This window comes from Kluyvera sp. STS39-E, from assembly GCF_040932435.1.
Taxonomy (GTDB): Bacteria; Pseudomonadota; Gammaproteobacteria; order Enterobacterales; family Enterobacteriaceae; genus Kluyvera.
The window spans coordinates 608,350-620,041 of the sequence record NZ_JBFQGA010000001.1 but is presented as its reverse complement, the minus strand read 5'-3'; the positions used below and the strand labels follow the sequence as shown (position 1 = coordinate 620,041).

9 protein-coding genes are annotated in these 11,692 nt (G+C 52.0%); 7 read left to right on the top strand and 2 right to left on the bottom strand.

All coding sequences use genetic code 11. The features are described from left to right. Positions 1-66: 66 nt before the first annotated feature. The 3 genes from tnaC to tnaB all read left to right on the top strand — a co-directional run bounded on the left by tnaC (position 67) and on the right by tnaB (position 3,171). Positions 67-144, top strand: a complete 78-nt coding sequence (gene tnaC / locus AB4K05_RS02975) for a tryptophanase leader peptide (protein WP_368478640.1) — start codon at positions 67-69, stop codon at positions 142-144. Positions 145-393: 249 nt separating this feature from the next. After that, the gene (gene tnaA / locus AB4K05_RS02970) at positions 394-1,809 is read left to right on the top strand and encodes a tryptophanase (protein WP_368478521.1); all 1,416 of its coding nucleotides are present in this window, start codon (positions 394-396) and stop codon (positions 1,807-1,809) included. Between the two features lie 114 nt (positions 1,810-1,923). Next, entirely contained in the window at positions 1,924-3,171 is a 1,248-nt protein-coding gene (gene tnaB, locus AB4K05_RS02965) for a low affinity tryptophan permease TnaB (RefSeq protein WP_368478520.1), read from the top strand. Positions 3,172-3,203: 32 nt separating this feature from the next. On the opposite strand, the gene yedF is transcribed toward tnaB, so the two are convergent. Both yedF and yedE read right to left on the bottom strand, forming a co-directional pair. Continuing rightward, positions 3,204-3,437 carry a sulfurtransferase-like selenium metabolism protein YedF gene (yedF, locus tag AB4K05_RS02960; protein WP_052282163.1) on the bottom strand — a complete coding sequence of 78 codons (234 nt, stop codon included), beginning with the start codon at positions 3,435-3,437 and terminating at the stop codon, positions 3,204-3,206. After that, on the bottom strand, positions 3,434-4,645 hold the full coding sequence (gene yedE, locus AB4K05_RS02955) for a selenium metabolism membrane protein YedE/FdhT (protein ID WP_368478519.1): 1,212 nt from the start codon (positions 4,643-4,645) through the stop codon (positions 3,434-3,436). Before yedE ends, yedF begins: the two co-directional genes overlap by 4 nt. A gap of 310 nt (positions 4,646-4,955) precedes the next feature. Between yedE and mutS the strand changes: the two genes are divergently transcribed. The 4 genes from mutS (at position 4,956) to xdhC (ending at position 11,499) form a co-directional block, all read left to right on the top strand. After that, complete coding sequence (gene mutS, locus AB4K05_RS02950) at positions 4,956-7,517, top strand: DNA mismatch repair protein MutS (RefSeq protein ID WP_368478518.1); 2,562 nt, start codon at positions 4,956-4,958, stop codon at positions 7,515-7,517. A gap of 319 nt (positions 7,518-7,836) precedes the next feature. Further along, entirely contained in the window at positions 7,837-10,134 is a 2,298-nt protein-coding gene (gene xdhA / locus AB4K05_RS02945) for a xanthine dehydrogenase molybdenum-binding subunit XdhA (RefSeq protein WP_368478517.1), read from the top strand. Positions 10,135-10,144: 10 nt separating this feature from the next. Beyond that, on the top strand, positions 10,145-11,023 hold the full coding sequence (xdhB, locus tag AB4K05_RS02940) for a xanthine dehydrogenase FAD-binding subunit XdhB (RefSeq protein WP_368478516.1): 879 nt from the start codon (positions 10,145-10,147) through the stop codon (positions 11,021-11,023). Beyond that, positions 11,020-11,499: a xanthine dehydrogenase iron sulfur-binding subunit XdhC gene (gene xdhC / locus AB4K05_RS02935; RefSeq protein WP_368478515.1), complete on the top strand. Its 480-nt coding sequence runs from the start codon at positions 11,020-11,022 to the stop codon at positions 11,497-11,499. Before xdhB ends, xdhC begins: the two co-directional genes overlap by 4 nt. Positions 11,500-11,692: the final 193 nt, after the last annotated feature.

Below are 11,692 nucleotides of genomic sequence, written 5' to 3'. Positions count from 1 at the left end.
ACATAGCCAATAGACAAAAAAAATAATTCTAATAATGTAGGCTGTGTCTAATGGAGAACGTACATTATGAACAACCTCAATAAATCGTATAGAATTTCAAAATGGTTTAATATTGACAATGTTATTGTCAATCATCGTCCTTAACTCCCCAAACGCCTCCGCATTAATATCACGCAGGGCAGAGTAACTTTCTGCTTGTGATATCTCACACGACTTTCATGATTCCGAGTTCGCTACAGCGTTCGACTTTCTTACGCCCTTAATACCCGTAAGAATTTTGTTGTTGTATATCTGGAATCAGGATAGGCATTCGTATTGCAAAAAATTGCTGCTATTCATTACCCATGAATATCTGCGGGACGAGTGCGTCTAAAAAAGATTAAGGATTACGCCATGAACAACTTTAAACATTTACCTGAGCCTTTTCGTATTCGTGTTATTGAACCAGTTAAACGTACCACTCGCGAACATCGCGATAACGCCATTATTGAGGCAGGAATGAATCCCTTCTTGCTTGATAGTGAAGATGTTTTTATTGACCTGCTCACCGATAGTGGCACCGGTGCCGTTACGCAAAATATGCAGGCTGCGATGTTACGCGGTGATGAAGCCTATAGCGGAAGCCGCAGCTATTACGCGTTATGTAATGCAGTTAAAGATATTTTCGGCTACCAATATACGATTCCAACCCACCAAGGACGCGGTGCTGAACAAATATACATCCCAGTATTAATTAAAAAACGTGAGCAAGAAAAAGGGCTCGATCGTAGCAAAATGGTGGCGTTCTCTAACTATTTCTTTGATACCACCCAGGGACATAGTCAAATCAATGGCTGCACCGTCCGAAACGTTTATATCAAAGAAGCCTTTGATACTTCAGCGCGTAATGATTTTAAAGGCGATTTCGACCTGCAAGGACTAGAGAATGGTATTGAAGAAGTCGGGCCAAATAATGTCCCTTATATTGTCGCGACAATTACCTGTAACTCAGCGGGTGGCCAACCGGTTTCACTCGCTAACCTGAAAGCGATGTATAACATTGCGAAAAAATACGATATCCCAGTGGTCATGGACTCTGCCCGTTTTGCTGAGAACGCCTATTTCATCCAGCAAAGAGAGCCGGGTTATCAGGACTGGACAATTGAGCAAATCACGCGTGAAACGTACAAATACGCCGACATGCTGGCTATGTCGGCGAAGAAAGATGCGATGGTGCCGATGGGCGGCCTGCTGTGCATTAAGGATGATGGGTTCTTGGATGTGTATACCGAGTGCCGCACCATTTGCGTGGTTCAGGAAGGCTTCCCAACCTACGGCGGTTTAGAAGGCGGCGCGATGGAGCGCTTGGCCGTGGGCCTGTACGATGGGATGGGTCAGGACTGGTTGTCATACCGCATAACGCAAATTCAGTATCTGGTTGATGGTCTGGAGGCCATCGGCGTGACCTGTCAGCAGGCGGGTGGACACGCCGCGTTCGTCGATGCGGGTAAGCTGTTGCCGCATATTCCAGCCGAGCAGTTCCCGGCGCAGGCGTTGGCCTGTGAGTTGTATAAAGTCGCAGGGATCCGCGCCGTAGAAATTGGTTCATTCCTGCTGGGGCGTGATCCGAAAACCGGCAAACAGCTTCCGTGCCCGGCGGAGCTACTGCGGTTAACTATTCCGCGCGCAACCTACACGCAAACACATATGGACTTTATTATCGAAGCATTTGGACATGTGAAAGAAAATGCCGCCAACATTAAAGGCCTAACCTTCACTTACGAGCCAAAAGTATTGCGCCACTTCACGGCAAAACTAAAAGAAGTTTAATTATTAGTAACTCCAATGGCTATATCACTGATATAGCCATTTAGCATTCTGGCACCTGGCATCATTTCATTCCTGATACAACATCAACTTAATCATTATTATTAAGGGAAGGCCATGGACGAAGATTCAAATACAAAGCACTCCTCTTTTTGGGGAATTATGGTTATTGCCGGCACGGTAATTGGCGGCGGCATGTTTGCATTACCGGTTGATCTTGCCGGAGCCTGGTTTTTTTGGGGCGCATTTATTCTAATCATATCTTGGTTTTCGATGCTCCACTCTGGCCTGCTATTATTAGAAGCCAATCTTAACTATCCGGTCGGCTCTAGTTTTAATACCATTACCAAAGATTTAATCGGAAATAAATGGAACGTGGTCAGCGGTATTACCGTTGCCTTTGTGTTGTACATTCTCACCTATGCTTATATCTCTGCCAATGGCGCTATCATTAGTGAGACGATAGCCATCAACGCCGGTACGCACGTGAACCCGCGTATTGTCGGCATTGGCAGCGCCATTTTTGTCGCCAGCGTGTTGTGGGTCAGTTCGCTTGCCGCCAGCCGTATCACCTCTTTTTTTCTCGGGATTAAGATCATTGCTTTTATCGTTGTCTTCGGTTCTTTCTTCTTCCAAGTCGACTACACAATTCTGCGCGATATCGCGGCACCGGAAAGCAATGGTCGCTATTTCCCGTATATTCTGATGGCCGTCCCTGTCTGTCTGGCATCGTTTGGTTTCCATGGCAATATACCCAGCCTAATCATTTGCTACGGAAAGAGGAAAGATAAACTCATTAAAAGCATTGTCTTTGGTTCGATTCTGGCGCTGGTTATTTACCTGTTCTGGCTTTATTGCACAATGGGAAATATTCATCGTAGCAACTTTAAGGAAATTATTGCCTCAGGTGGCAACGTTGATTCTCTGGTTAAGTCATTCCTCGGTACCAATCAACACGGCGCAATCGAGTTCTTTCTGCTGATTTTTTCTAACCTAGCAGTAGCCAGTTCATTTTTTGGCGTCACGCTGGGATTATTCGATTATCTCGCCGATCTGTTCAAAATGAAGAATACACCGTGGGGCAGATTCAAGACGCTGCTATTAACCTTCGTCCCGCCTGCGATTTTGTACCTCATCTTCCCGAACGGCTTTATCTACGCCATCGGTGGCGCAGGGCTGTGCGCAACCATCTGGGCGGTAATCGTTCCGGCTTTCTTAGCGTTAAAATCACGCGAACGTTTCCCGGAAAAGAACTTCACCGTCTGGGGCGGCAAAGCCATTCCTACGGTAGTGATTCTGTTTGGGGTGATGGTGATTCTTTGCTGGTTCGGCAGCACGTTGAATCTGCTGCCGCGATTTGGCTAAAAACACGCTCTCGCCTCGGCGAGAGCGGTTTATTATTTCTGAATCAGATAGCGGATGGTCGGTCCATCCTGCTGAATATCCAGCACCGTATAACCGTGGTTTTTGGCATCCAGTGGAATATTGTTAATCGACTGCGGGCAGTCGCTGACCACTTCGAGTATCTCGCCTTTTTTCAGCTGCGGCATCGCCTCAAGGGTCGCCACTGCAGGGTACGGACAAGGCTCTCCCACCATATCCAGACGGTAATCAGGCACTATCGTGTTCATACACTCTCCTTGGCGGTAACGTTCGCGGTGGCTGCGCGGCGGAAGAAGCGTTTTTCCCAGCCGATAATCAGCAGCAGCGCAATGAGCAACAGACCGTAGGTGACCAACAGGCCGCCAAGCGGACCAAAGGTGGTCAGCAGGTTGACTTTGTCCCAGCTGGTTGCAAGCGAAGGGGAAATGTCATCCCAGTAGTAGGCCAGAATGGTTGAGCCGACGACGTTGCCTAACCCCACCCACCAGTAGTGCACCTGCCCTTCTACCGCGCGATACATCCAGCCGGTTTCACACCCGCCGGCCAGTACAATGCCAAAACCAAACAGCAATCCACCGATAACCGCATTAGGACCAGCCCACATAATTTTCGGTGCCACACCTAGCTGCACGTAGCTGAAGATGCCGATGGCGCTAACCGCCATGCCGAAAATAATCGCTTTAGCCATTTGCGTGCGTCCGGTGATCCACAGATCGCGAAACGCCGACGTAAAGCAGATTTGTGCACGTTCGATAAGCAGGCCAAAGCCCACACCAAACAGCATTGCCAGGCCCAGTTTCGGGTTACCTACTGCCGTAAATAGCGCCCAGCCGATCATGCCGACGAAAATCAGCATCCCCAAACGGAAGCGACGTCGCGCCTGATCGGGGCGTTGAGTCAGCGGAGAGGCCGCAGAGACTTTGACCATTTTTACCGGGATACGGAACATCGGCAGTAGCGTAAAGCGCGCGCCGAACCAAGAGCCGATAGCGGTCGCCAGCGCAAAAAACCACGCGTGTAGCGAGAACTGTGGGATCCCAGTAAAAAATGCCGCCAAGTTACAGCCCATCGCCAGACGCGCGCCAAAACCGGCAATCATCCCACCAATGATGGCTTGGAAAATGCGAATGCGGCTTTTTGGCAACCGCAGCTTCACGTTGTTTGCCCATAGGGCTGCGGCAAAACAGCCGCCAAACATGCCGATAATCATCATGCCGTCGATTCGCGACAGCGGCGTTCCCTCAAGGCCAATCAGTTTGTAGTAGCCCCACGTTTCAGCGGGCACGCCCGCCAGTTGCAGCAGTTGTCCACCCCAGCGGGTAAACTCACCGGTGACGGCCCAGAATGTGCCAGTAATGCCAAAGTAATAGGTTGCGAGCACCCCCGCGGCGATTACCGCCGGTACGGGTGACCAAAATTTGATCAGGAAAGTTTGTTTGAATTGTTGCCAGGTCATAAAAATGTGCCTCTGAACTCAGAAGGTGGGTCGTGCGGAAAGTCAGGGATTATAGAGGGATTATCGTGCGTGATAACGACAACCTAAATAAAAGATCGGTTAGATCAATTTATCATACGTAAATAATAAAGGATGAACGGACGGCTTTTCGTCAAGATGCCGCCTCTTGTGTTTTCCTGACATTCAGAGTCCGTTATCATGCAGCCTACGTACTCATGAAAAGCGGAATGGACAGGATCCTTTACCGCAGCATCAATTGAGTCTGCAAGCGAACCTTCAAGATTTCTCAGTAAATGGACATCATAAACGGATGAGTACAATCGACAGTCTCGACGCCCACACGCCGATGATGCAGCAGTACCTAAAGCTGAAAGCGCAGCATCCTGAAATTCTGCTGTTCTACCGGATGGGTGACTTTTACGAGCTATTTTATGACGATGCGAAACGTGCATCGCAGCTGCTGGACATCTCCCTGACCAAACGCGGCGCCTCTGCCGGTGAACCTATCCCGATGGCCGGAATCCCGTATCACGCGGTCGAAAACTATCTTGCCAAGCTGGTAAATCAGGGCGAGTCCGTTGCCATTTGCGAACAAATCGGTGATCCGGCGACCAGCAAAGGGCCGGTCGAACGTAAAGTCGTGCGCATTGTGACCCCAGGCACCATCAGCGATGAAGCGCTGCTGCAGGAGCGTCAGGATAACCTACTGGCGGCTATCTGGCAGGACAGCAAAGGTTACGGCTACGCAACGCTGGATATCAGCTCCGGTCGCTTTCGCCTGAGCGAACCGGCGGACCGGGAAACCATGGCCGCCGAATTACAGCGCACCAACCCAGCCGAGCTGCTGTATGCCGAGGATTTTGCCGAGACCTCGCTGATTGAAGGGCGTCGCGGCCTACGCCGTCGTCCGCTGTGGGAATTTGAGATCGACACCGCACGCCAGCAGATGAACATGCAGTTTGGCACCCGCGACCTCATTGGCTTCGGCGTTGAAGGCGCACCGCGTGGCCTGTGTGCGGCCGGTTGCCTGCTGCAATACGTGAAAGATACTCAGCGTACTTCTCTGCCGCACATTCGTTCCATCACCATGGATCGCCAGCAGGACAGCATCATTATGGATGCTGCTACGCGCCGAAATCTGGAAATCACTCAGAATCTGGCCGGTGGGCTGGAAAATACGCTTGCGTCGGTGCTCGACTGTACCGTGACCCCAATGGGTAGCCGCATGCTTAAACGCTGGCTGCATATGCCTGTGCGCGATACCAAAGTGCTGACCGAACGCCAGCAGACCATTGGCGCATTACAGGATGCGACGGCGGATCTGCAGCCGATTTTGCGCCAAGTAGGCGATCTCGAACGAATCTTGGCTCGTCTGGCACTGCGCACCGCGCGTCCTCGCGATTTAGCGCGTATGCGTCATGCCTTCCAGCAACTGCCGGAACTGCGCGCCCAGTTGGAGAACGTTAATAGCGCTCCGGTGCAGGTTCTGCGGGAAAAAATGGGTGAATTTGCCGAACTGCGCGAGCTGCTAGAACGCGCAATCATCGATGCACCTCCGGTGCTGGTTCGTGACGGCGGCGTCATCGCTCCCGGCTATCATGAAGAGCTCGACGAATGGCGCGCGTTGGCCGATGGCGCAACCGACTATCTCGACCGTCTGGAAATTCGTGAGCGCGAGCGTACCGGACTTGATACCTTAAAAGTGGGCTTCAACGCGGTTCATGGTTACTACATCCAGATAAGTCGTGGGCAGAGCCACCTAGCGCCAATCAACTACGTGCGCCGCCAGACGTTGAAAAACGCTGAGCGCTACATCATTCCAGAACTTAAAGAGTACGAAGACAAAGTTCTGACCTCCAAAGGCAAAGCACTGGCGCTGGAAAAACAGCTGTATGATCAACTGTTTGATCTGCTGCTACCGCATCTAGCCTCTTTGCAAAACAGCGCAAGCGCGCTGGCCGAACTGGACGTGTTAGTTAACCTCGCAGAACGGGCGTATGCCCTCAACTACACCTGTCCAACCTTCAGCGATAAGCCGGGGATCCGCATTATCGAAGGCCGCCATCCGGTGGTGGAACAGGTGCTGAACGAGCCGTTTATTGCCAACCCGCTAACGCTCGCGCCGCAGCGTCGCATGCTCATCATTACCGGTCCGAATATGGGCGGTAAAAGTACCTATATGCGACAAACTGCGCTGATTGCGCTGCTGTCCTATATCGGTAGCTACGTGCCAGCACAGAGCGTGGAAATTGGCCCTATCGACCGTATATTTACCCGCGTCGGCGCGGCGGACGATCTGGCATCTGGCCGCTCGACCTTTATGGTTGAGATGACCGAAACCGCCAATATCCTGCATAACGCCACCGAACACAGCTTGGTGTTAATGGATGAGATTGGTCGCGGTACATCAACCTACGATGGTCTGTCACTGGCGTGGGCCTGTGCGGAAAATCTGGCTAACAAGATCAAGGCATTAACTCTGTTTGCTACCCACTACTTCGAGCTAACCCAGTTGCCGGAGAAAATGGAAGGCGTCGCCAACGTGCATCTGGATGCGCTGGAGCACGGCGAAACCATCGCCTTTATGCACAGCGTGCAGGACGGCGCGGCCAGCAAGAGCTACGGGCTGGCGGTTGCGGCTTTAGCCGGGGTGCCAAAAGAGGTGATTAAGCGCGCGCGCCAGAAGCTGCGCGAGCTGGAGAGCATCACGCCAAATGCAGCAGCCACGCAGGTCGACGGCACTCAGATGTCGCTGTTGTCTGCACCGGAAGAAGTTTCTCCGGCGGTCGAAGCGCTGGAGGAACTGGACCCTGATGCACTGACGCCGCGTCAGGCGCTAGAGTGGATTTATCGTTTGAAGGCGATGGTGTAATTACATCAACGCTCGCAGCCGGGCTGCCCCGAGTAGCCCGGTTAGCAATAGTGCCAGCGACCATTCAGCCCGCCCCCTAATAATAATAAAAATCAATCACCCGTCGGATGATTTAAAATTACCATTATCATAATGAGCTAATAACTTATCAATCTGATATGCCTAATGAAATATTCATTAACACATTGCCATCGCTCCCCAACAACAATTGAAATAAAGCTCACAATTATTCATCGCTAAATATCCCACTCACCGTAATGGCGTAATTATTGCCTAGTCATCATATTGACCAGGAGATACTTATCTTAAGGGGAGTGAAATGGAAGCACGAGAAATGACCGTCGTTGGCGACAGGTGTATGCGTGTCGATGCCATCGCAAAGGTCACCGGACGGGCTCGATATACCGATGACTATATTATGGCAGGGATGTGTTACGCAAAGTATGTTCGCAGCCCTATCGCCCACGGCTATGCCGACAGTATTGATTGCGATGAGGCACGTGGCCTACCCGGAGTACTGGCCGTTTTTACTTGGGAAGATGTTCCCGATATTGCTTTTGCTACTGCGGGGCATGCGTGGACACTGGATGAAGGTAAACGTGACACCGCCGATCGCCAACTGCTTACCCGCCACGTACGTCACCACGGCGATGCCGTGGCCATCGTGGTGGCAAGAGATGAATTGACCGCGGAAAAAGCCGCAAACCTCGTCAACGTTAGCTGGCAACCGCTGCCGGTTATCACCTCACCGGAAGCGGCCCTGGCGCCCGATGCCGTCAAAATCCATCCCGCTGGCAATCTGCTAAAGCAAAGCAAAATGTCCACTGGCAATGTGCAGGAAGCTATCGACCAAGCCGACTATCAAATACGCGAACGTTATCAAACGCCGGTCATTCAGCACTGCCATATGGAAGGCGTCACCTGCTTCGCTTGGATGGAGGAAAATGCCCGCATCACCATCGTATCAAGCACGCAGATTCCGCATATCGTCCGCCGCGTGGTGGCGCAGTCGCTCAACATTCCATGGTCGCATGTCCGTATTATTAAGCCCTATGTCGGCGGCGGCTTTGGTAATAAACAAGACGTGCTTGAAGAACCGATGGCTGCATTCCTGACGACCAAACTTGGCGGCATTCCTATCAAAGTATCGCTAAGCCGCGAAGAGTGTTTTCTGGCCTCCCGCACCCGACACGCCTTTACGCTAGACGGCCAGCTAGGGCTAAACCGTGATGGGACCTTAACGGGCTACAGCTTGGATGTGCTTTCCAATACCGGGGCCTATGCCTCTCACGGTCACTCCATTGCCTCCGCCGGCGGCAATAAAGTAGCCTATCTTTACCCACGCTGCGCTTACGCCTACCAGGCCACGACCTGCTATACCAACCTCCCCTCTGCGGGTGCCATGCGCGGGTATGGCGCACCGCAGGTTATCTTTGCGCTTGAAGCAATGCTGGACGATGCCGCCGCAGCATTGGGGCTCGATCCGTTGGATGTTCGTCTGCGTAATGCCGCCTGTGAAGGCGATACCAACCCATTTACTGGGAAAACCATCTACAGCGCTGGGTTGCCCGAGTGTCTACGAAAAGGACGCGAGTTATTTGAATGGGACAGACATCGCGAAGAGAGCCTGAATCAGCAAGGCCGAATTCGGCGTGGGGTCGGCGTCGCCTGTTTTAGCTACACCTCCAATACTTGGCCCGTTGGCGTGGAAATTTCTGGCGCCCGTCTGGTGATGAATCAGGATGGCAGCATTAACGTGCAGAGCGGTGCCACAGAACTCGGCCAAGGTGCCGATACCGTGTTTGCCCAGATGGTCGCGGAAACCGTCGGCGTTGCCGTGGGCAATGTGCACGTGATTTCCACACAAGATACCGACGTGACGCCGTTTGACCCAGGCGCATTTGCTTCGCGTCAAAGCTATGTGGCCGCTCCAGCGCTGCGCAAAGCCGCCCTAATGCTGAAAGAAAAAATTCTCGACTATGCAGCCATCATGCTCCACCAGCCGGCCCTAAATCTAACCATAAGTAACGGCAACATCATTCTTATCCACGCGCCACAGAAACCGCTTTTGACGCTCGCTGACCTGGCAATGGATACCTTTTACCATCCTGAGCGCGGCGGCCAACTTTCAGCGGAGAGCTCGGTTAAAACCACCACAAATCCGCCGGCTTATGGCTGCACGTTTGTCGATCTCAGCGTCGATATCGACCTCTGCAAAGTCACCATCAACCGCATCCTTAACGTGCATGACTCAGGGCGCATTCTCAACCCATTGCTGGCTGAAGGACAAGTGCATGGCGGAATGGGAATGGGCATTGGCTGGGCGCTATTTGAAGAGATGATTATTGATGCTGAAAGCGGCATCGTCCGGAACCCGAACCTGCTGGATTACAAAATGCCGACGATGCCTGACATCCCGAACTTAGAAAGCGCGTTTGTTGAAACGCTGGATCCGCAATCCGCTTATGGGCATAAATCGCTGGGTGAACCGCCGATTATTCCCGTCGCTGCCGCCATCCGCAACGCCGTACGTATGGCGACAGGCGTGGCCATTAATACGCTGCCGCTCACGCCAAAACGGTTGTTTGAAGCATTCCGCCAAGCCGGCTTGGTTTAAGGATAACACCATGTTTGATATAGCAACTTATCATCGTGCACAAACGATAACCGAAGCTATCGGTCTGCTAAGCGAGAATCCAGAGGCAAAATTACTTGCTGGCGGTACCGATGTTCTGATCCAACTCCATCATCACAACGCTCGCTACCGGCACATTGTCGATATTCACGCATTGAGTGAGCTGCGCGGTATCACACTCACGCCAGAGGGAACATTGCGCATTGGCTCGGCGACAACATTTAGTGAAATAATCGAGCATCCATTAACGCAGCAACATCTCCCTGCCCTATGCGCTGCTTCGGCGTCCATCGCCGGCCCGCAGATTCGCAACGTCGCCACCTACGGCGGCAATATTTGCAACGGTGCCACCAGCGCTGATTCCGCCACGCCAACGTTGATTTACGATGCCGCGTTGGAAATCCATTCCCCCGCCGGCACACGGTTTACGCCAATCCAAGGTTTTCATACCGGCCCCGGCAAGGTGGCGCTTTTACACAATGAAATCGTCGCCGCGTTTCATTTTCCGGTGCTATCAGACGTGCATACGGGTAGCGCCCATTTTAAGTATGCCATGCGCGACGCAATGGATATCTCGACGATTGGCTGTGCCGCGCGCTGTCGTTTGCAGGGCGACAGGATAGAGGAACTGCGCCTAGCTTTCGGTGTTGCCGCCCCCACGCCGATACGCTGCCAGCATGCCGAACAAACTGCCCATCATGCCCCCTTAACACAATTAACGCTGGACTCCATCACGGAAGCCGTTCTACAGGATGTTGCGCCGCGTTCATCCTGGCGAGCGAGTAAAGAATTTCGCCTACACCTCATCCAGACCATGACTAAAAAGGTCATTAGCGAAGCCGTTATCGCGGCAGGAGGAAAGCTGCTATGAAATACAGCAACAGAATCATGCTGGAATGCACAATTAACGGAATGGCTTTTGAAGGCGATATTGTTCCAGGCATGCCGCTGGCAGACCTGTTGCGCGAACAGGGCCTGCTCAGCGTCAAACAAGGCTGCTGCGTGGGAGAATGCGGGGCCTGTACCGTGTTGATTGATGGTGTTGCCGTGGATAGCTGCCTGTATCTGGCGGTCTGGGCCGCAGGCAAACAGATTAGTACGTTGGAGGGGGAATCTTGCGGCCAGCAGCTATCGCCGATTCAACATGCCTATGCCAATTCAGGAGCCGTGCAGTGTGGCTTTTGTACGCCAGGTTTCATCATGGCCACCAAGGCTATGTTGGCGAAGCCCCATGATGCCCCGCTCACTATTCTTGAAATTCGTCGAGGGCTGGCGGGAAATCTATGTCGCTGTACGGGCTATCAAACAATAGTCAATACCGTGCAAACCATCGAGCAGCAAAAGTAATGCCTAATAAGAGACAAGGATGTCTCTTATTTATCGTCGCCCAAGGAACCTCCATATTTATCATTATCATAATGAGAGATATCCATCATGATCGCGGATTCGATAAAAATAATAAAACGCAAACCCTCCCACTATCAGCAAATAAATTCCCCAGCGGAATAAAGCGACATATTTCACAAAGTCACATCAGAAT

Coding starts and splice junctions, on each gene's coding strand:
- xdhC (WP_368478515.1), top strand. CDS start 11,020: ATGAAATACAGCAACAGAATCATGCTGGAATGCACAATTAACGGAATG.
- mutS (WP_368478518.1), top strand. CDS start 4,956: ATGAGTACAATCGACAGTCTCGACGCCCACACGCCGATGATGCAGCAG.
- tnaB (WP_368478520.1), top strand. CDS start 1,924: ATGGACGAAGATTCAAATACAAAGCACTCCTCTTTTTGGGGAATTATG.
- tnaA (WP_368478521.1), top strand. CDS start 394: ATGAACAACTTTAAACATTTACCTGAGCCTTTTCGTATTCGTGTTATT.
- xdhA (WP_368478517.1), top strand. CDS start 7,837: ATGGAAGCACGAGAAATGACCGTCGTTGGCGACAGGTGTATGCGTGTC.
- xdhB (WP_368478516.1), top strand. CDS start 10,145: ATGTTTGATATAGCAACTTATCATCGTGCACAAACGATAACCGAAGCT.
- yedE (WP_368478519.1), bottom strand. CDS start 4,645: ATGACCTGGCAACAATTCAAACAAACTTTCCTGATCAAATTTTGGTCA.
- yedF (WP_052282163.1), bottom strand. CDS start 3,437: ATGAACACGATAGTGCCTGATTACCGTCTGGATATGGTGGGAGAGCCT.
- tnaC (WP_368478640.1), top strand. CDS start 67: ATGAACAACCTCAATAAATCGTATAGAATTTCAAAATGGTTTAATATT.